17 protein-coding genes are annotated in these 21099 nt (G+C 57.4%); 11 read left to right on the forward strand and 6 right to left on the reverse strand.

All coding sequences use genetic code 11. The annotated features are described in order from the left end of the window. Position 1: 1 nt before the first annotated feature. Genes pcaDC through J0X03_RS08160 form a run of 5 tightly spaced genes read right to left on the reverse strand, consistent with a single transcriptional unit; the run spans position 2 to position 5067 of the window. Entirely contained in the window at positions 2 to 1156 is a 1155-nt protein-coding gene (pcaDC, locus tag J0X03_RS24360; RefSeq protein ID WP_160204729.1) for a bifunctional 3-oxoadipate enol-lactonase/4-carboxymuconolactone decarboxylase PcaDC, read from the reverse strand. Then, on the reverse strand, positions 1147 to 2496 hold the full coding sequence (locus J0X03_RS08145; RefSeq protein ID WP_160204397.1) for a 3-carboxy-cis,cis-muconate cycloisomerase: 1350 nt from the start codon (positions 2494 to 2496) through the stop codon (positions 1147 to 1149). The genes pcaDC and J0X03_RS08145 overlap by 10 nt, the downstream gene beginning before the upstream one ends. A 3-nt stretch (positions 2497 to 2499) precedes the next feature. Beyond that, a complete protein-coding gene (pcaF, locus tag J0X03_RS08150) occupies positions 2500 to 3702 on the reverse strand; it encodes a 3-oxoadipyl-CoA thiolase (protein ID WP_160204396.1) in 1203 nt (400 codons plus the stop codon). A gap of 10 nt (positions 3703 to 3712) precedes the next feature. Then, on the reverse strand, positions 3713 to 4366 hold the full coding sequence (locus tag J0X03_RS08155) for a 3-oxoacid CoA-transferase subunit B (protein WP_046687390.1): 654 nt from the start codon (positions 4364 to 4366) through the stop codon (positions 3713 to 3715). 11 nt (positions 4367 to 4377) lie between these two features. Further along, on the reverse strand, positions 4378 to 5067 hold the full coding sequence (locus tag J0X03_RS08160; protein ID WP_033651809.1) for a 3-oxoacid CoA-transferase subunit A: 690 nt from the start codon (positions 5065 to 5067) through the stop codon (positions 4378 to 4380). Positions 5068 to 5256: 189 nt separating this feature from the next. On the opposite strand from J0X03_RS08160, the gene J0X03_RS08165 reads away from it, so the two are divergent. Both J0X03_RS08165 and J0X03_RS08170 read left to right on the forward strand, forming a co-directional pair. After that, positions 5257 to 6069: an IclR family transcriptional regulator domain-containing protein gene (locus J0X03_RS08165; RefSeq protein ID WP_033643667.1), complete on the forward strand. Its 813-nt coding sequence runs from the start codon at positions 5257 to 5259 to the stop codon at positions 6067 to 6069. 126 nt (positions 6070 to 6195) lie between these two features. Next, the gene (locus J0X03_RS08170) at positions 6196 to 6828 is read left to right on the forward strand and encodes an ECs1377 family protein (RefSeq protein WP_033643666.1); all 633 of its coding nucleotides are present in this window, start codon (positions 6196 to 6198) and stop codon (positions 6826 to 6828) included. A gap of 58 nt (positions 6829 to 6886) precedes the next feature. Here the strand turns inward: J0X03_RS08170 and J0X03_RS08175 are convergent, their stop codons facing one another. Next, complete coding sequence (locus J0X03_RS08175; RefSeq protein WP_033643665.1) at positions 6887 to 7321, reverse strand: DoxX family protein; 435 nt, start codon at positions 7319 to 7321, stop codon at positions 6887 to 6889. Between the two features lie 1609 nt (positions 7322 to 8930). On the opposite strand from J0X03_RS08175, the gene J0X03_RS08180 reads away from it, so the two are divergent. The 9 genes from J0X03_RS08180 (at position 8931) to vgrG (ending at position 21087) form a co-directional block, all read left to right on the forward strand. After that, positions 8931 to 9896 (forward strand): type VI secretion system protein TssA, encoded by a 966-nt coding sequence (locus J0X03_RS08180; protein ID WP_033643664.1) that lies wholly within the window; start codon positions 8931 to 8933, stop codon positions 9894 to 9896. Positions 9897 to 9920: 24 nt separating this feature from the next. Next, positions 9921 to 10478 (forward strand): type VI secretion system contractile sheath small subunit, encoded by a 558-nt coding sequence (gene tssB / locus J0X03_RS08185; protein ID WP_033643663.1) that lies wholly within the window; start codon positions 9921 to 9923, stop codon positions 10476 to 10478. Further along, positions 10475 to 12001 carry a type VI secretion system contractile sheath large subunit gene (gene tssC, locus J0X03_RS08190; protein WP_033643662.1) on the forward strand — a complete coding sequence of 509 codons (1527 nt, stop codon included), beginning with the start codon at positions 10475 to 10477 and terminating at the stop codon, positions 11999 to 12001. Before tssB ends, tssC begins: the two co-directional genes overlap by 4 nt. A 231-nt stretch (positions 12002 to 12232) precedes the next feature. Further along, the gene (locus tag J0X03_RS08195; protein WP_004935369.1) at positions 12233 to 12757 is read left to right on the forward strand and encodes an Hcp family type VI secretion system effector; all 525 of its coding nucleotides are present in this window, start codon (positions 12233 to 12235) and stop codon (positions 12755 to 12757) included. Between the two features lie 81 nt (positions 12758 to 12838). Further along, complete coding sequence (locus tag J0X03_RS08200; protein WP_015378391.1) at positions 12839 to 13285, forward strand: type VI secretion system baseplate subunit TssE; 447 nt, start codon at positions 12839 to 12841, stop codon at positions 13283 to 13285. 11 nt (positions 13286 to 13296) lie between these two features. After that, positions 13297 to 15138 (forward strand): type VI secretion system baseplate subunit TssF, encoded by a 1842-nt coding sequence (gene tssF, locus J0X03_RS08205; protein ID WP_033643661.1) that lies wholly within the window; start codon positions 13297 to 13299, stop codon positions 15136 to 15138. Next, the gene (gene tssG, locus J0X03_RS08210) at positions 15131 to 16159 is read left to right on the forward strand and encodes a type VI secretion system baseplate subunit TssG (RefSeq protein WP_206975695.1); all 1029 of its coding nucleotides are present in this window, start codon (positions 15131 to 15133) and stop codon (positions 16157 to 16159) included. Before tssF ends, tssG begins: the two co-directional genes overlap by 8 nt. Positions 16160 to 16175: 16 nt before the next feature. Beyond that, positions 16176 to 18761 (forward strand): type VI secretion system ATPase TssH, encoded by a 2586-nt coding sequence (gene tssH / locus J0X03_RS08215; RefSeq protein ID WP_033643660.1) that lies wholly within the window; start codon positions 16176 to 16178, stop codon positions 18759 to 18761. Between the two features lie 64 nt (positions 18762 to 18825). Beyond that, on the forward strand, positions 18826 to 21087 hold the full coding sequence (gene vgrG, locus J0X03_RS08220; RefSeq protein WP_004935351.1) for a type VI secretion system tip protein VgrG: 2262 nt from the start codon (positions 18826 to 18828) through the stop codon (positions 21085 to 21087). Positions 21088 to 21099 lie beyond the last annotated feature (12 nt).

Below are 21099 nucleotides of genomic sequence, written 5' to 3' on the forward strand. Positions count from 1 at the left end.
TCTAGTCGTCCGGTCGCCGCCCGGCGTCGTATTCGGCAAAGACGGACTGCGCCAGATGAAAAGCGGCGTTCGAGGCGGGTAAGCCGCAGTAAAGCGCCGCATGCATCAGAACTTCTTTGATCTCTTCACGCGTGACGCCGTTATTGAAGGCGGCCCGGATATGCATTTTCAGCTCAGCTTCGCGATTCAAGGCGATCAGCATCGCGATGGTGATCAGGCTGCGGGTATGGCGCGACAAGCCCGGACGCGTCCATATTTCTCCCCAGGCGTAGCGAGTGATGAAATGCTGAAACTCCTCGTTGAGCGGCGACAGCGCCGCGAGGGTATTATCGACATGCTCATCGCCCAACACCGCTCTGCGCACCGTCAGGCCTTGCTGATAACGTTGCCGCTGCGTGAGCTGCTCATCCAAAAAGGCCCGGAACGCGCGGTTAAATGCCCGCCAGGCTTCGATGCTGGACAGGTGGGCGGCGGGCAGGATGACGCATTGCGCGTCGGGAATGCCTGCCGCCAAGGCTTTTGCATCGTCGACGGTCGTTACCGCATCCTCATGTCCGGCGATAACCAGCGTCGGAACGCGGATGCCTGCCAGCTCGGCCCGTAAATCGGCGGTCGCCAGCGCGTCGCAGCAAGCGGCATAGCCCTCGGGATCGCAGGCGGTGAGCTGTTGCACGACGGTTTGCACCTTGACGGGGGCGGATTGGCAAAATGCCGGGGTGAACCAGCGCGCTGCCGCGCCATCGCTGACGGCGGACATGCCGCACTGGCGCACCTGTGCGGCGCGTTCTCGCCAATGCTCCGTCACCCCGATTTTCGCGGCGCTATTGGCGATCGTCAGCGTCAGCAAGCGATCGGCATGAAAGCGCGCCAGCCATAACCCCGTCAGCCCCCCCATGGAGATGCCGCAGAAATGCACCCGATCAATCGCCAGAGTGTCCAGCAGGGACAGCACCTGTTCGCCCAGTCGCGCCAGCGAGCCGGGCTGTTCATCGGGCGCAGAGTCGCCGTGACCGGCAACGTCGTAGCGCAGAATGCGATAGTGGGCGATGAACGCGTCGCGCTGCGGCTGCCACATTGCCAATGAGGTGCCCAGCGAGTTGCCAAACAGAATAACCGGGGCGTTTTCAGGCCCCTCAAGGACATAATTCAACATGATTGCTCCCTCTCGGCCATCGCTAGGACTTGTTGAATGAAACGCTGCGTGCTGCCGGTGGCATTGGCCGGATCGAGCAAGGTTTCCAGGGTTTCCCGGCTGAGTCGGGAAGAGACTTCCGCATCGGCGCACAGAAGGGTTAACAGGGGTTGCTGGGTGGCCAGGGCTTGCCGGCAGCACCGTTCTATATGATGGTGAGCCTGTTGACGGCCGAGGGTGGGGGCTAAGGCCAGGGTAACCGATTCAGCCATGATCAGCCCCTGCGTCAGCGCCAGATTGCGCCTCATCGCCGCTTCATGCACCTCCAGACCGTTAATGAGATCCAGGCTTTGCGCCAATGCCGCCCCGCTCAGCACCAGGAGCTGCGGCAGGCTTTGCCACTCGGCCTGCCAGCCGCCCAGCGCACGTTCGTGCTCCTGCACCAGGCCGGCATACAATCCCGACATCAACGCAGGCAGACGGTTGGCCGCGCTGAGGATGGCGGCGCAGAGTACCGGATTGCGCTTATGCGGCATCGTGGAAGAGCCGCCGCGTCCGGGGGCCGACGGCTCGCTGATTTCAGCGACTTCGGTCTGCATCAACAAAGACATGTCGCGCGCCAGCTTGCCGAGCGAGCCCGTCAGGCCGGCATACCAACTCGCCAGCTCCAACAACCGATCGCGTTGGGTATGCCACGGCGTGGCGCTGCGCGGCAGGGCCAGCGCTTGCGCCAGCGCCCGCTCAACGCGCTCACCCTGTTCGCCGAGCGAGGCGAGCGTGCCGGCCGCGCCGCCGAATTGCAACGCGAGCACGCGTGGCCGCATTTCAGCCAGACGAGCCCGATAGCGCAGCAAGGCGTCCAGCGTGCCGGCCAGCTTCAGCCCCAGCGTCGTTGGCAAAGCGTGTTGCAGCCAGGTGCGGCCCACCATTAACGTTGCGCTATGGCGCCGGCATTGCGCCGTCAGCGCCGCAATCAGCTGATTGAGCAGCGCGTCGGTTTTATCGAGCGCGCTGCGCAGTTGCAGCATCAGCCCGCTGTCAATCGCATCCTGACTGGTCGCCCCCCAGTGAACGAAACGCGCCGCTTCCGGTGAGGTTTGCGCCACCAACGCCGTCAATTGTTTGACGAGGGGAATGGCTAAATTGCCCGCCAATCCGGCGGACTGCGTCAGCGCGGCGGCGTCGAGCTTTTCCGCCTGGCAGTGGCTGCGTATGATCTTCGCGGACGCGTCATCGGTAATCCCTGCAGACGCCAGGGCCTGCGCCAGACCGGCTTCGAAATCAAGCATGCCCTGCAGCAGCGCCGTGTCGCTGAAGCAGGGCGTTAATGGCGAAGCCATAAACATTGCGCTATAGAGAGACATTCGTTATATCCGTTCCAGAATCAAGGCGACGCCTTGCCCGACACCGACGCACATGGTGCACAGGGCAAAACGCCCGCCGGTGCGCCGCAGTTGATAAGCGGCGGTCATGGCCAACCTGCCGCCGGATGCCCCCAGGGGATGCCCCAGCGCGATAGCGCCGCCGTTAGGGTTGACCTGTTCCGCGTCATCCGGCAGTCCCAGGGCGCGCGTCACGGCCAGCGCCTGGGCGGCAAAGGCTTCATTCAACTCGATGACGTCCATTTGCGCCAGGCTCAAACCGGTTTGCGCCAGCACTTTGCGGACTGCGGGAACCGGCCCGTAACCCATGATGCGCGGCTCTACGCCGCAGGCGGACATGCCGACCACACGCGCCAGCGGGGCGAGTCCATACTGCACCGCCGCGCGTTCGCTGGCAATGAGCAGGGCGCTGGCCCCGTCGTTGATGCCCGAGGCGTTGCCGGCGGTGACGCTCCCCTCAGGGCGCACGACGCCTTTCAGGGCGGACAGCGCGGCCAAAGAGGTGCTGCGGGGATGTTCGTCGCGAACCAGGCTGAGCGGCTCGCCTTTGCGTTGCGGAATGCTGACGGCGATCAGTTCCTCATCAAACAGGCCCAGCTCCTGAGCGCGGGCGGTGCGCTGTTGGCTGCGCAATGCAAAGGCGTCTTGATCGGCGCGGCTGACGGCGAAATCGCGAGCCACATTTTCGGCGGTTTCAGGCATGGTTTCGACACCGAACTGCGCGCGCATTTGCGGGTTGATAAAGCGCCATCCCATCGTCGTATCTTCCATTTTCAGCGATCGGCTGAAGGCGCTGTCCGCTTTGCCGGTGACAAAGGGCGCGCGCGACATGCTTTCCACGCCGCCCGCGATGATGACCTCCGCTTCGCCGCATTTAATGGCGCGCGCCGCCATGCCTATCGCGTCCAATCCCGAACCGCACAGGCGATTGAGGGTGGTGCCCGGCACGGTGTGGGGCAATCCGGCCAACAGCAGCGCCATTCGCGCCACGTTGCGGTTGTCTTCACCGGCCTGGTTGGCGCACCCCAGAATAACGTCATCAATGGCGTGGGGATCCAACTGCGGCAGTCGGGCAAGCAGCGCCTTCAGGGGCAGAGCGGCCAAATCGTCGGCGCGCAGCGCGGATAATGCGCCGCCGTAACGGCCGAATGGCGTACGAACGGCATCGCAGATAAAAGCCTGTTGCATGGCGATTTCCTCAAGCGGGGATCAAGTCAGATTGCAGTAAACGTATCGGGGTTAACGCTTGCAGCGCGTCAAAGGTGAGCCCCGGACACAGCTCCAGCACCTGCGGGCCGTCCGGGGTGATATCAATGATTGCCATATCCGAATAAATGCGGCTGACGCAGGCCAATCCGGTCAGCGGGTAGCTGCACTGTTCCACCAGCTTGCATTCGCCGGTCTTGGTCAGATAGTCCATCATCACATAGACTTTGCGCGCGCCGATGGCCAGATCCATGGCGCCGCCCACCGCCGGGATCGCGTCTTCGGCGCCGGTGCTCCAGTTGGCCAGATCGCCGGCAGCCGAGACCTGATACGCCCCCATCACGCAGATATCGAGGTGGCCGCCGCGCATCATGGTAAAAGAGTCGGCGTGATGGAAATAACTGCCGCCGGGCAGCAAGGTCACCCGTTCTTTACCGGCGTTGATGAGTTCCGGATCTTCTTCGCCCGGCGCGGGTGACGGCCCCATGCCGAGCAGGCCGTTTTCGCTGTGCAGAATCACCTCTTTGTCGGCGGGCAGGTAGTTAGCGATGCGGGTCGGCAGCCCAATCCCGAGGTTGACGTAGGCGCCTTCCGGAATATCGCGCGCTACCCGTTGGGCTAATTGGTCGCGGGTTAATTTTTGCATGTTATGACTCCTCAGGCAGAGAGGGAAAAGGTCGCGGGGTGCGCCACCGCCACCAGGCGCTGGACGAAGATGCCCGGCGTTATCACGTTTTCCGGATCCAGTGCGCCAAGCGGCACCAATTCAGCGACCTGCGCTATCGTCGTGGCGGCGGCCATCGCCATCACCGGGCCAAAATTACGCGCCGCTTTGCGGTAAACCAGATTGCCCCAGCGGTCACCCCGATGGGCCTTTATCAAGGCGAAATCCGCCTTTAAGGGCGTTTCAAATACGTAATGCCGTCCGTCGATTTCACGCGTTTCTTTGCCTTGCGCCAGCGGCGTGCCAAAGGCGGTTGGGGTGAAAATGCCGCCCAACCCGCTGCCGGCGGCCTGCATGCGGGCGGCAAGGTTGCCCTGAGGCACCAGTTCCAGTTCGATCGCGCCGCGGCGATAGAGGTCGTCAAAGACCCACGAATCGGCCTGGCGCGGGAAGGAACAAATCATCTTTCGCACACAGCCGGTCTTGAGCAGCGCCGCGAGGCCGCTGTCGCCGTTGCCGGCGTTATTGCTGATTACCGTCAGCTCGCGGGCACCGTGTTCAATCAGCGCATCGATCAGTTCCAGCGGCTGTCCCGCGGGGCCAAAGCCGCCAATCATGATGCTCGCGCCGTCCGGAATGATGGACACGGCGTCTTCCAGGGTGGCCACACTTTTATCGATCATCTGTTGTTCCTTTCATTCGGCGCCCGCCGGGGGAGTGTTTATCGTCAATGGGAAAAGTAGATCGTCCCTTTCAGGCAAACAATACCGATTATCGAAAAAGTGTGCGATTATCGGCTATTCTTTGAGAGGCATTCGCAGGTTGTGATCGTCGGCACACCGATATTTCAGGCAGACAGCGGGGTAACGAGAATGGAAAAAGAACAGGAAATTACGCGCAGCAGCACCGATCCCTGGAAGGGGGATCCCGACTTTATGGCCTCTTTGGCGCGAGGATTGGAGGTCCTGCAGGCTTTTACGCCGCAGCGGCGGCTGATGTCGGTGTCGCAGATTAGCCAGCGTACCGGCATTCCGCGCGCGGCGGTGCGCCGCTGCCTTTACACCCTGAGTAAGCTGGGCTTTGTGTACGCGGAAGACGGCAAGAATTATGAGCTGCGCCCGCGCGTCTTGTCGCTGGGTCACAACTGGCTGGGGGCTTCGCCGTTGGCCAACGCCGCGCAGCCGGTGTTGAGGCAACTCAGCCAGACGCTCAATGAGTCCTGTTCCATGGCCATATTGGACGGCGATGACATTCTTTATATCGCCCGCGCATCAACTTCGCGGATCATGACCATCGATTTGCACGTCGGCAGCCGCTTACCCGCCAGCACGACGTCGATGGGGCGGGTGCTGCTCAGCGGGCTCGCCAGTGAGACGTTGAACGACTATTTGGCGCGATTGACTCAACTGCGTTACACCAGCCATACCCTGGTGAGCGTCAGCGCATTGCGGGAAGAGCTGGCGCGCGTGCGTCAGCAGGGATATGCCATCAACGATCAGGAGCTGGAGATTGGCCTGCGTTCACTGGCGGTGCCGCTCACCACGCCGGACGGCCGCATCGCCGCGGCGTTGAACGTCGGCGTGCATGCCGGTCAGGTTTCCGCAGAGCGTTTGCACCAGCACCACCTGCCTTTGTTGCGCTCGGCCGCCGAAGAGATATCGCTGTTGTTGCACGACTCACCTTGAGCGAGCGCGCAGGGGGCGTATGCGCCCGATTTTTCCGCATCTTGCGGCGCGATGCGGTGTTGTATTGTGGGCCGCGGGTAAGGTAATTTGCTGAGGGCATGATGACTGACGCGGGGGCCAACGGACATGAACGAAAGAATCGACTACCACATCGAGAAATACCATTTCGCGCCGCTGGATGAAGCCCCGCGGCTTGCGCGCCAGTGGAGCGAGGTGTTGAACGAGTGTCGCCAGACGCAGGCGGGCGCGGAAGAGCGCCTGCGCATTGCGTTGCTCAACGTGGACTATGTGACCAGTTTCGAATTGCCGTTTCGCTTATTGCTGGTGCGGGCGCCGCAGCTGATTGCCGGCCTGCGCGATGAGCTGTCGATCAGTCAAAAAAATGTGGTGTTCAACGGCAAGCGCTTTGGCTGCGTTTACAGCCTGAAGAGCGATTTAAGCGACGTGCCCGAGGCCTTCCAATACGGTCTGTCGACCCGCATTCACCGAACATCGGCGTCGGGCGTGGACGCGCTGCCTTACCGGGAAATCGCCAAGGCGCTCAAGGCGCCGCGTGAGCGGCTTAAGCTGGCGCTGGAGCAGGGGCTGCGCGTCACGGCGCTGGACGGACTGTTCTGGTTCGGCATACAGCGCATCGCCGCCGAAGTGCGCAGGCTAAGAAAAACCGGCATGACGATCGTGACGGCGGAAACGGAGATTTTCGACACCCTGACCGGCACGACGCGCAAGGTACCGGTTTACCGGCTGGCCGATCGTTAATGGCCGTTATAGATAAAGAGGAGGCTCAGACCAGAAACCTCCTTATTGATAGCGCGGTTTATCGATAGGCTTCATTGCGCGCGATGGCATACTTCCCGCTGCCCAGCAGCAGTATGGCGACCCCACCCATAAAGAACACCAGTTCGTTTTCAATGCCCCAGGCGCCGACGTCGGTGACGGTGAAGACCTTGCCGGTGCCTACCATCAAAAACGCCACCACCAGCGTGAGGGCGTAAACCCCTGCGGCGGGGCGGGTGAACAGCCCCAAAACGATCAGTATCGGCGCCAGGATCTCCCCAACATATACGCCATAGGCGATGAAGGCGGGCAGCCCTTGTTGTTGTAACGCATCGGCGATCCAGCCGACGCCATGCTGAACTTTCGCGACGCCGTGAAACAGCATCAGCCCGCCGAAGGTTAGCCTGAGCGCCAATTTGCCTGCGTCCGGGTGGTCAAAAAAGCGAGTGAATGCCGCATTGAGTGACTTAACCATGGCTTTTTCTCCTGAATAGGAATGATTTTCAATCAATATATCAGTCGGATGAATGCGAAAGCTGTTCTGGATCAGGAAAACGGCGGGCTTGGCGCTAAATCGCCGGACGAGGCCAGCGATGCTGCCTGATTTTTAGGCGGAATAACCTGTGCGCACGGGCCGAACCGGGGATGAGAAAAGTCATCGGCAGGGTTGGCCCGCCGCGTAGCCCATCTATTTTCTGTATGTGTTGGCTACCTGATTTGCGTTTTCATCAATGATTGTCAAAGGACAGGCAACGTAAAGATTCATAAGGTTTTTTTGCAGCAATGAAAAGGTGCGCGTTTTCGCTTTAATAACCCAATAGAGTTACCTTTATTTTTATTTTGAACCGCTAAATCATTAACGCTTTTTTTCGGCCTTTTTATTGGGAATTATCTTGCTTATTTTGCCTTGCGAAAGTTGATCCTGTGGGACGCACGGCCAGTGGCGGGTTTTATTTTTATAGATTTTCTTATTTTTTGATGACAATTCAATGCCGAAGAGAATGAGTGAGATTGACTGAGGGGGTTATGAGTGGGTGTAAATTTCCATGAACTATTTTTCCTGGCGTAAAAGTAATCGATTCAGCGCTGTTTTAAGTTATTGAATTGTTTGTTTTATGTATATTGATTTGTTATTTTTTTATTAAAAAAATAATATTTTTTCTTGATATTGGGTTTGCCTTTGCTAGTATCAAATTAGTGGTCTTATCAGTTAGGGAAACATTTCTTGTATATGGAACAGATCGCTGGTCTTAACACGGTTACTGTCGTTGCAGCGCTTACGTGGTTATTTCGCGGTTATAGTAAATGATATCTCTAATGCCACTTTAGTCTGCGAGACCCTTTACTGCAGTGGTGCTTTTGCCGCGGTAAGACGTATGAGAACACACATGAAGGGGAATTGAATCTTAAATTATTCTGATCATTACCCTGAGTTAACTATAAAAGAACGATACTTTATCCACCAGGCTGTTTGTGTACCAATAGGTATTCGGTGCACCACGGCGGAATGTTAATCTGTGCTTTAGCTTTAAAATTAATAATCAAAACTCTCGCCAAATTGTTTATTTTCACACCAGGTTTCGCATGTGTAAGTACTGAGTGCTGGAAATGAAAGTCACATTGCCATCGTCTTCTATTGATCATTGCGTGCTACCCGCTTGCAAGAAACGACTGGCTGTCATGGTTTTATGAAAAAATTTCACTATTTACTGTGGTTATCATTTGCTAATTAAATTATTTGTATCCAGTGGTATTACTGGAATTATCCTACCAAGGATGAAACGTTGTTTTTAGGGCAGTTTTTGATTTTTTTCCTATTCTTAGCTTGCATAATTATCGTTTGCAATTTATTGATTTTAAAAGGAAAAAATAAATATGTAAATGTAAAATAGTTTAAACCGATCACTGTGATTCTATTGATAGGTTCAATCTATTATTGTTGTTAATATTAATACATCTAAACAATTTGCGAGCTTGGTGACGACTAACTTACGCTAAAAGGACTCTGGGAAAGACTGGCGAACGTAAAAGCCCGCTTTATTAGGCTTTATGTTTCTAGTGCTGATTGAAAAGGATATCAGGCCATGAATGAAGTCATCTCAACGGAAGTGAATGGCGTCGAATTTGATCCACGATACAGTGAAATTGAATTCACGCTTTCGGAATATGACAGCCAAACCGATCCGCTTAATGCCGTAGACAATGCGCGTGATATCAATTGGCACGCCATTCGCGAGCAGTCTGCCGCGTTGCTGGAACAGTGCTTCGATTTACATGTCGTGCTGTGGTTTATGCGTGCCAATCTTCATATCGACGGTTTTTCGGCCTTCTACCAGGGCATTAAGGATATTGACGCCAAATATGCCGAGGAGGGCGCCACCATTTTCCCTCAGGCGGATATGGAACCCTCATCGGACAGCTTTCATGCGGCCGCATTAGGGTGGCTCGCCACATCGTCCTGTCTGCACGAAATCAAGAACAGCAAGATTTTTCCCGACACGCCGTTAACCACCGACGAGCTGCTGAATATGCGGCTTGACGAGCAGGAAGGCAAAAGCCTGCATTTTTCGGAGGTGGTAAAGGTGCTGGGGCAAGCCGACAGTTATTTTGCCGGCAGAAATCTGCCTTCGCTGAAAGAGCAATTGGCGCTGGAAATCGATGCGCTGGAGCGCGTCGAGAATTACGCCAATCTGCAGGCCGAAGATTATCGTTTGGACTGCCGGCAGGTGCGCGACTATTTGAAACAGTTCAACCGCCAGCTGGCTTCACTGGAACAGCAGGAATTGCCGGCTGAACGGGATGACGCGGAGATTGACTCGCCGGATGCTGACGCGCCTGTCGCCATGCCCGGCAAATATATCCGTTCCCGGCAGGATGTCATCTTGCTGTTGGATCAGGTTTTGGACTATTTCCAAAACTATGAGCCCAGCCATCCGGCCCCCATTCTTATTCGACGTTCACAAAAAATGATCGGTATGGACTTCGCGACGATTGTTGAGGAGCTTTTGCCGGAATCTCTGGCCTCGTTAAATCAATTGTCCGGGAAGTAATTTTTATCACAAAGGAGTTTTCCAATGGCTAAGGACTCAAGCTCTCAGAAATTTATCGGTAAAAATAACGCGCCGCGCGTGCAAATTGAATATGACGTAGAGCTTTACGGTTCACAAAAGAAAGTGGAGTTGCCCTTTGTTACGGGGGTCATGTCCGATCTCTCTGGGCATCGGAAAAAGCCTTTGCTGCCGATCGAAGAGCGGAAATTCCTGACCTTTGATCAGGACAACTTCAACGATCGCATGCGCGCCATCAAGCCTCGTCTGCAATTTTACGTAGAGAACACCCTGAGCGAAGACGATGCGTTGCTGGACGTGGAATTGGAGTTTGAATCGATGGATGACTTCACGCCTGGCGCCATCGCCAAACGGGTTCCGCAGATGCAACGCCTGCTTGAAGCCCGGGAACATCTCACGGAGCTGATCACCTATATGGATGGTAAATCCAGCGCGGAAGAAGTGGTGAAGAATCTGCTGGAGAAACCCGATTTTCTGCATCGTTTGGTGACGGATGCGCGTAAAACGGTCGCGGATGCGGAACAGGATGTGCAGGATTCCGGCAATAAAGGAGATGAGGAATGAGAGCGAGGCAACGACGCTATTCGGCTAAGCAGCAGGCTACGGCAGTCGCTGAAGTTGAAACGCAGGAAACGGAAAATGAGCTTGACGGTTTGCTCAAGCGTTCATTCCGGCCCAGAACGAACGAGGCTTCGGAAGCGGTTCGTCGGGCTATCGGCACGCTGTCCGAATATGCCAATAAAGGCAAGGTCAAGGTCAGTCAGGATGTCGTATTGACCATTGAATCGTTGATTGCCCAGATCGACGAACAGCTTTCGCAACAGATGAACAATATCTTGCACCACAAGGAGTTCCAGAAGCTGGAGTCCGCCTGGCAAGGTCTGAGTTATCTGGTCGATAACACCAACGTCAGCGAAACGCTCAAGATCCGGGTGTTGAACATCAGTCAGGATGAGCTGACGCGCAATTTGCGCCGCTATCGGGGCTCCGCCTGGGATCAAAGCCCGGTGTTCAAACAGATTTACGAACAGGAATATGGTCAGTTCGGCGGCGAGCCGTTCGGTTGCATCATCGGCGATTTTGAATTCGATCACAGCCCGATGAGCGTCACGCTGCTGACCGAGTTGGCGAAAATTTCCGCGGCGTCGCACTGTCCGTTCATTTCCGCCGCGTCGCCGTCGCTGCTGCAGATGAGCAAGTGGAACGAACTGGGCAACCCGCGGGATATCGGCAAGATTTTCACCACGCCGGAATATGCGTCCTGGCGCCGCCTGCGCGAAAGCAACGACTCGCGTTACCTGGTGTTGACGATGCCGCGTTTCCTGTCGCGTTTGCCTTACGGGGCGAAAACCAACCCGATCGAAGAGTTCGCTTTCGAGGAGTCCGTCAGGCCGGATGTGGATGATGATTTTTCCTGGGCCAACTCGGCGTATGCGATGGGCGTCAACATCAATCGCGCGTTCCATGAGTACGGCTGGTGTTCGAAGATTCGCGGCATCGAATCCGGCGGCTCGGTGGAAGAACTGCCCGCCTACGCGTTTCCATCCGATGAGGGCGGATATGAACTGACGTGCCCGACGGAAGTGGCCATTTCCGATCGGCGCGAGCAAGAGCTTTCCGACGCCGGGTTCTTGCCCCTGGTCTATCGCAAGCATTCCGATTTCGCCGCTTTTATCGGTTCTTGCACCATGCACGCGCCGGCGAAATACGAGGATCCCGACGCGACGGCCAACGCCAAGCTGTCTTCGCGCTTGCCTTATATTTTCGCCACGTGCCGATTCGCGCACTATTTGAAATGCATCGTGCGCGACAAAATCGGTTCTTTTCGGTCCAGGGACGATATGCAGCTGTGGCTGAATGACTGGCTGATGAACTACGTCGATGGCGATCCTTCCGTCTCGACCGAGGCGACCAAGGCGCGTCGTCCATTAGCCGCCGCCGAGGTGCGCGTTGAGGATGTGGAAGACGATCCGGGTTATTACCGCGCACATTTCTATTTGCGCCCGCATTACCAGTTGGAAGGCATGACCGTGTCCTTGCGACTTGTATCAAAACTTCCGTCAGCCAAAAAAGATGGGAGCAGATAAGTTACGGCTGGTCATTGGTTTGGATATTGCCGACGTTAATTATTAAATGGCGTTGGTGGGAATTGATATTTCATTGAAATTTAGTGGCGCTGTTTTTTACGCTATTGCTATTTATTAATGGCTAATGGGTTCTCATTGTCGCTATTTCAATGATCGCGTAGGCAATATAACGACTTATCTGAATAGACTTTTCAATTAACGAAGTAGACCTATCAGTCAAGGAGACAAAAAATGAGCACGAAAGCTTTAGTAGACTATTTTTTGAAAATTGAGGGTGTTGATGGTGAATCACCCGACCAAACCTACCCTGGCTGGATTCAGCTGCAAGCCTGGCAATGGGCGGAAGAAAACGCCGGCCGTTGGGGGTTCGGGAGCGGCGGTGGTTCAGGCAAAGTCGAGATGAAAGACTTTGAGTTTCGCATGGTGAGCAATAAGGCTTCGCCGAAACTGTTCCTGATGTGCGCCACCGGCGAGCATATTCCTCAGGCAAAACTTGTTTGCCGTAAATCAGGCCAGGGTCAGCAAGACTTCATTGCCGTGACCTTCAGCAACTGCCTGGTTTCCTCATTCAAGACCGTGGGTAATATGCCGCTGAATTCCACCATCGGTACTGAAATCGATACCGTGCTGCCAACCGACGTTATCAAGCTGAATTTCGCACGTATCGAAGTTGAGTACAAAGAGCAAAACAATGATGGCTCCATGGGTGCGGTAATTAAGACGGGGTATGACCTCAAGCTTAATGCCCGTATCTGATCATTGATGTCACAACACTAATTGCAGGCTGTCTGCCCGCAGCGATTGCGGGCAGACATAAGCCTTATCGCGAGGTGTTAAATGAAAGCGTCATTGCCCATGCTATTCGATAAGCTCAGCGTGAGACATCAAAGCGCCAGCGCCGATAATTGGCGGCGTGTTTTGGTGCGTGATATCGAATTTTTACTGAATGACGCATCGCGCAGCGCTGATTTGAAACTTCATGATTATGCGCACAGCGAAAGTTCGGTATTGAATTATGGCCTGCCGTCGCTGAGCCAACGCATACCGATTAATACCGATCCGTTAACGCTGGCGAGACATATACAAAGAATCATTACTTCGTTTGAGCCGCGTCTGGATCCGAAAACGATTCGTGTGGTGCCTGTAGTGAATGAACGCCAATCGTATGTGCTGGCGATTTTATTCGATATTTATGGCACCTGCTCATTACCGGGTGACGAAATGCTGGTTAATTTGCGCATCGCTCTTGATTATTCCTGTGGCGCCGTACACGTATTTGATTAATAGGGGTGACTATGTTCAGTGAGCGCTTTCTCCAATTATATAATGATGAGCTGCGTTATTTTCGCGAGGCCGGTCGTCAGTTCGCCTCTTCTCATCCCCAGGTCGCCCAGCATTTAGGCATGCATATCGACGGCGTGCTGGATCCTTTCGTTGAGCGTCTGTTGGAGGGCTCCGCGTTCCTTTGCACCCGCATCCAGGAAAAGCTGAACAATGAGCAGCCGGAATTTGCCCTGCAAATGCTCTCACGCCTGGCGCCGCTGTGGTATACGCCGGTTCCCGCGATCGCTACCGTCGCGATTAAGCCCGATCTCTCTTTTCCCCAGTGGCACAGCCAGGTTGACCTGCCGCGCGGGAGCCGCATGACCCTCAACGATATCTCGCTGAACAACAAACCCGCCACGTTCACCACGGCGCGGCATATTAAAGTGCAGCCCGTTGAGATTTCACTGGCGGAATGTGAGATTTTGCCGCCGCACCATTTGCCTGACGGCGCCGCCAGACACATGCAGGATTGCTCGGCCTACGTCAGGATATGCCTGACGACGCACGGCGTGCTTCCCGTCTCGGAGCTGGATCTCGAGCCGCTGCACCTGACGCTGGCGGAAGATACGGTGCGGGCCAATCAACTGCTGGCCGCGTTGCTTAATCGCACCTTGCGCATCGTGCTATGGGCGAAAAGCGACGACCGGCCAATCGTCAAAGTCTTGCAGCCGGACAGCTTGCGCCTGGGCGGCGTCAGCGATGAAGAAGCCTTGTTGCCCACCGTGGTGGGGGAACTGCCCGGCAACCGGCTGATGCGCGAATACTTCGCCGCGCCAAGCCGCTTCTTCAGCCTGGAGCTGCATGGCGTGCAGGATTTTCTGCGCCAATGTGAACGCGTTCACGAGTTCGAGATCTTGTTCGCGCTGGAGCAACGCCCACTCACTCTGATCGGTCGCGTCAACGCCAGGGATTTTCATCTTTTCGCGACCCCGGTCATCAACCTGTATCGCCGCCATTGCTCGCCGGTGCTGCTGACGGATGAGCGCACGGAGCACCAGCTGGTGGTCGATCGTTTGAACACCTCGCTGTATGAGATACACAGCGTAAAACAAGTGAAAGGCATGCTGCCCGACGGCAACCCGGTGATTTTCTCTTCACTGCAGGCCGACGTGCAGTACGACTGCGAGCGGGAGCCGGCCGGTTATACGCTGCACCGTCGCCGGGAGCCGTCGCCCTCCAAGTACAACAATCCGCACCTGCCCAACGAAGATACCTTCATCGCCATCTCGCCGGGCAAAAGCGGCATCGACATCGACGACATCACGTCGCTCAGCGTCGAGGCGCTGGTATGCGAACGGCATCTGGTGCCGGCGCACCTTCAGCAGCCGCATTTCCAGCTGGAAACGGCGATGCCGATCCACCAGGTGGAGATCGTCCGCTACCCGAGCAACCCGGTCGCGGTGCCGAACATCAGCCAGGCGTGGCAGGCGATTCAGATGCTGGCCTCCAATCCTTTGCGCCATGCGCGCCCCGACGTTCAGGATTGTTCGGCGCTGTTGCGCGACTGGCTGTCGTTGTTCTGCCATCAGGATGACTCCAGCCAGCGCAAGCGCATCGCCAGCATTAAAAACGCCTGGGTGGAGCACCATTTCGAACGCAATCAGGGGCCGGGGCCGCTGGCCTGGATCCGCGGAGCCGAGATCGCCGTCAACTTAAGCGCCAACCATCATGCCGACCACGGCGCCTATCTGTTCGGCAAAATATTGCACCACGCGTTGAGCCAATACGGCGACCTGAACCAAACGTTAAGCATGAAGCTGTTGCTGGATGGGGAAACCCACGCCGACTGGGGGGCGCTCTACTATGGCTGATATGTCGTTGATGCGTGAAACGGCGCTTTCGTTGGAACAGGCGCCGAGGCCGGGGGCGCAAAGCGAAAGCGCGGGCCAGTCCGAAATCCGCGGGCTGTCCAATCGACAGGATTTTTTCGAGCTGCTCCGGCGTATCGAACGCGCGCAGCCGGATGCGCCGCGGCTCGGCGTCTCCAACGATCGCAGCCGCGAAAGGCTCTGCATTACCCAGCCGGCGGATATGGCGTTCGCTTCGCGTGAAATCGCCTCTATCGTGCAGCGCCCTAAGCAAGTGCTGATTCAGGCGCGGCATTTCGGCATGTTCGCCCCCTACGGCCCGCTGCCGATCCATGTGACAGAGCACGCGCGCACCGAAGTCATCGCCAGACGCAACCAGGCGTTCCAGCAGTTCGTCGGCATCGTCAGCCAGCGCTTCGCCGTATTGCACTACCGGGCCTGGGCGCAGCTGAAGGCGATGATCGGCCATGAGCATGACGATGATAAAAACCCGTTCTTGCGCCATTTGCGCCAGACGGTGGGCGTCGATACGGCGCTGACGGTGAACCCGCATATCCAGCGCCTGCGCGAGGCGTACCCCGGCACTTATCTGCCCGGTCGCCGCTCGCTGCGGCAACTCAACAAGATGTTGGCGACCTATTTCGCCGTTCCCATCACGATTACGCCGCGCTACGCCAAGTGGATCGACGACGGCAAGCAAAGCGGCAGCCAAAAGCTGGGCAAGTTGGGCAGCACGCGCATCGGCAGCCGCTTTTTCGATGCCCAGTACGGCGCGCATATTCAGATCGGCCCGCTGGGGGCCCCGCAGTATCAGCAGTATCAGCGCGGCAGCCGGCGGCTGCAGGCGCTGGTGAGCATCTGTCATGACTTTACGAGCCATCAGCTGATGCTGGATGTCAGCCTGCTGATTGCCACGGAGCCGGGCATGGCGGCGCAGCTGGGCGGCAAGTCGCTGAGTAAAGACAGCTGGCTGAAACCTAAGACAGGGACGTTTAGGCAGCTGGTTTATCAATCAACAACTTAATATAAGGAAATTTAAGGTGTATCAACGAGAACGTCTTTTTTCGCGATTGGGCCACTTTGCCTATCAGTCGTTCGTCGAAGCGACCAAGCTGTGCCGAACCTTCAGGCACGAATACGTGGAGCTGGAACACTGGCTGAAAGTCCTGGTGGACAAGGAGCGCGGCGACTTGCCGATGATCCTGGCGCACTACGCCATCAACAGTCAGCGCATCAGCGATGCGTTGGATCGCATTCTTCATACCTTGCCTAACCGGACGAATGCGGTGGTGGACCTGTCGACGCAACTGGAAACGGTGGTGGAAAGAGGGCTGCTGATGAGCCAGCTCGCCGAAACGCCGTCCGGCGGGGTGCGCACCATTCATATCCTGGTCGGCATTCTGCAGGATCCCACGTTGCAGCGCAGCCTGTACCGGCTGAGCGACGAGTTCAAAAAACTGCCGATCCCGCAGCTGTTCGACGATTATCCGGCGATTCTGGCGGAGTCCGTCGAGCATGAGGAAGAGGAAGAAGAGGTCTACAGCGCCCACGGCGATGCGCCGGAGGCGTCCGAGACGGTCGATATTCTCGATAAATGGTGCGCCGATCTGACCCGCCAGGCGCGCGACGGTGAAATCGACCCGGTGATTGGCCGCGAAGCGGAGCTGCGCCAGGTGATCGACATCTTGCTGCGTCGCCGGCAGAACAACCCGATTTTGGTGGGCGAAGCCGGGGTCGGCAAAACGGCGGTGGCGGAAGCGCTGGCCTGCAAGATAGCCCAGGGGCAGGTGCCGCCGCTGCTGCAGGGCGCCCGGTTGCTGTCTTTGGATCTGGGGCGCATGCAGGCCGGGGCGAGCATGAGGGGCGAATTCGAATCGCGCCTGAAAGCGCTGATCGACGCCATCGCGCATTCGGCGGTGCCGGTGATCCTGTTTTGCGACGAGGCGCATACGCTGGTGGGCGCCGGCGGGCAGGCCGGCACCGGCGACGCCGTCAACCTGTTGAAACCGATGTTGGCCAGGGGGGCGCTGCGCATGGTGGCGGCGACGACCTGGTCGGAATACAAACAGTTCATCGAGCCGGATGCCGCGCTGACGCGCCGTTTCCAGTACGTGTTGGTTTCTGAACCCGACGAAGAGAATGCGGTGAACATGATGCGCGCCATCGCCCCGCATTTTGCCCAGCACCACAGCGTCAAGATCCGCGAGTCGGCGCTGCAGGCGGCGGTGCATTTGTCGCTGCGCCATCTGCCGTCGCGGCAACTGCCGGACAAAGCCATCAGCTTGCTGGACACCGCCTGCGCGCGGGTGGCGCTGAGCCAGCATGCGCTGCCTGAAAAAATCGAGTCGCTCGAGGCCGGGTTGGCGGTGAAGCGCACCGAAATGAACGGCCTGCAGGAGGAAAGCAAATTCGACGATCTGGCGCTCACCCGCATCACTGAATTGCAGCAGACCCTCAGCGACATGGAAGGCGAACTGGATGCGCTGCGTCAGCGGCAGGCGCAGGAGCAACAGGCGGTCACCACCTTGCTCGACGCGGAGCGGCAGTCGCCGGAGCGCTTGCCGCAGCTGGCCTCCGAGCTGGGAGCCTTGCAAGACGGCGGCCTGCCGTTGGTGTATCCGTGGGTGGACGACCGCGTCGTGGCGGAGGTGTTGTCGGATTGGACCGGCATCCCCACCGGCCGCATGCTGCAAAGCGATCTGGACAATGCGCTCAATCTCAACCAACTGCTGAGCCGCCAGATATTCGGCCAGCAGACGGCGATCGATGAAATCGCGCAGGCGGTGCGCATCTCCCGCGCCGGCATTCAGGCGCACGATCGGCCATTGGGCGTTTTCATGCTGTCCGGCCCGAGCGGCGTCGGCAAAACGGAGACCGCGTTTGCGCTGGCGGAGGCGATGTACGGCGGCGCGCATAACCTGATCGTCTTCAATATGAGCGAGTTTCAGGAATCGCATACCGTTTCCACCCTGAAAGGGGCGCCGCCGGGCTATGTCGGCTACGGCAAGGGCGGCAAGTTGACGGAGGCGGTGCGCCGCAAACCTTATTCCATCGTCTTGCTCGACGAATTCGACAAGGCGCATCCCGATATCCACGAGGCGTTTTATCAAGTCTTCGACAAGGGCGTGATGGAAGACGGTGAGGGCCGCATGATCAGCTTCCGCCAGTGTTTCATTTTAATGACGAGCAATATCGGCGCCGGCGAAATAGAAGCGACGCTGGCGGAAACGCCGGATCTGAAAACCGAAGCGCTGCGGCCGATGCTGCATGACGTGCTGGCGCGCTTCTTCCCGGCGGCGCTGTTGGCGCGCATGAACGTCATTCCCTACGTGCCGCTTTCTACCGAAGCGATAACCCATATCGCCACCAAACAGATTTCGCGTTTACAACAGCGTTTGCACAAAGAAGTGGGCGTGTCGCTGGTGCTGGAAGGCGACATTCCAGGCTGGATAGCCAAACGCATCAGCGCCCATCCTTCGCGCGGCAGAGCGGTCGAGTCGCTGCTGCAGCAGGCGATTTTGCCGCCCATCAGCAATGAAGTGCTGCAGCGCAAACGGACGGGACAGGAACTGCAGAATATCCAACTCATGGTCGAGAACGATAGTTTAAGTGTTTATTTCGACTGATTTTTAATTTGCCGCCGGCCCGCAAACGCGGGGCGGGGTTCGATATCGGATCAGAGAGGTTGTTATGCCTTTAATCGAAATTGATAACCCGGTGTTAGCCGAATTAAATGCGTTTCCACTCAGCTTCACCACCAAAGAAGGGTTGTCGAGCAACTCGCAATATACGCTCGAATTCGAATGTGAACAGGCGGACGTTGATTATGAATCTCTGCTGGGTCAAGGGATCAGCATTCAAATAGAAAGGCCGGATTTCGGCGCGCGGCCGTTTTACGCTTACGTGATCGGCGCCTCCGATTCGGGGCAGCATCAGGATAAGTTCGTTTATAAGCTGGAGCTGAGCACCTGGCTGTGGTTTTTGATGCAGAACCGCAACAGCCGCATTTTCCAGGATTTGAACGTGCTCGACATCATCGAGCAAATCTTCTCGCGCTACGGTTTTGCCGACTACCGTCTGGATATTCAAGGCACTTATCCGACGCGTGAATATTGCGTGCAGTTTTCCGAAACGGATTTCGCGTTTATCAGCCGCCTGCTTGAAGACGAAGGCATCTGGTATTACTTCGATCACGCCGAGGATAAACACACGCTGGTGATCACCGACCGGCAGAATTTCGACGATCTGGATTTCGGTTACGCCGTGTTGCCGTTCATGCCGGACAGCGAAGAAAACCGCGCCATCCGCGAAGGGATCCAGCGCATCCAGCGTTCACGCAAAGTGCGCCCGAATGAAATCGTGCTGCGCGACTTCGACTTCCAGAACCCGCGCAAGAACCTGCAAACCAAGGTGGAAGAGAGCCGCCTCGGCCTGCAGAACACCCCGTTGGAGTGGTACGACTACGCGGCGGGTTATGTGGATACCGAACGCGGTGAAAACCTGGCGCGGCTGCGCCTTGAAGAAATGCAAAGCGACGGCCATCTGCTGTTTGGCGAGAGCAACGCCGTCGGGTTGATGGCCGGCAAGGATTTCTCCTTGATTTTGCACCCGGACGCCAACCGCAATCGCCGCTTCAAGCTGACTCGCTGCGACTATGTGTTCGTGCAAGACGGCCCGGACAGCAGCAGCGACGGCCGCAACGTCACCTGCCGTTTCAATGCGTTGAACGACGACGTGCCGTTCCGCCCGCTGCGCGAAACGCCAAAGCCGCAGATGCCGGGCATCCAGAGCGCCACCGTGGTCGGCGCGCCCAACTCCGAAGTGCATACCGACAAATTTGCGCGCATCCGCGTGCATTTCCACTGGGATCGCTACAAAACCACCGAGGAAGACAGCTCTTGCTGGATCCGCGTGGTGCAGGCCTGGGCCGGGAAAGGCTGGGGCGTGATCGCCATGCCGCGCGTCGGTCAGGAAGTGCTGGTGACCTATGTCGACGGCGATCTCGATCGTCCGATGGTGACCGGGATTGTGTATAACGGCGACAACCCGCCGCCTTATCAGTTACCTGAATACATCAACTACTCGGGCATGGTGTCGCGTTCGCTGCGCTTCGGCAAGCCGCAGCATGCCAGCCAGTTGACCTTCGATGACAACCGCAACAACGAACGCGTCATGCTGCATGCCGAACGCGATCTGCAAACCACGGTGGAGCGCAACCAGGCCACCGAGGTGGGAATGGACAAGTTCGACATCATCCGCCGCACCTTTACCGACTGGTTCACCAACCACGTCTCTTACAAGGATTACGTCTTCAGCATTACCGGGTTTGACGCCTCGATTAAAGGCGTCAGCGCGTCGATGACCGGCGTCAGCCTCACCGCCACCGGCGTGAGCACCTCGTTTACCGGCGTCAGCACCTCGTTCACCGGCGTGAGCACGTCATTTACCGGCGTGAGCACTTCGTTCACCGGGCTGAGCACCTCGTTCACCGGGCAGAGCACCAGCTGCACCGGCGTATCAAACTCGATGACCGGCGAAAGCAACTCCTTCACCAGCATCAGCAACAGCATGACCGGCGAAAGCAACAGCTACACCACGGTCAGCACCAGCCAGACCGGCAGCAGCACCAGCTTTACCGGCGTCAGCGTCAGCACCACCGGCTCGTCGACCAGCACCACCGGCTGCAGCATCAGCACCACCGGATCGTCGACCAGCACCACCGGCTGCAGCATCAGCACCACCGGCAGCAGCGTGAGCACCACCGGCAGCAGCGTCGGCACCACCGGCAGCAGCGTCAGCAGCACCGGCAGCAGCGTCAGCAATACCGGCAGCAGCGTCAGCAATACCGGCAGCAGCACCAGCACGACAGGGGTGTCGATCAGCTATACCGGCGCGTCACTGTCCGAGACCGGCGTCGATTTGAAAAAAGTCGGGATGCAAAGCAAAAACTAACGAGGCGCGGCA

The sequence above is a fragment of the Serratia ureilytica genome, from assembly GCF_017309605.1.
Lineage (GTDB): Bacteria > Pseudomonadota > Gammaproteobacteria > Enterobacterales > Enterobacteriaceae > Serratia > Serratia ureilytica.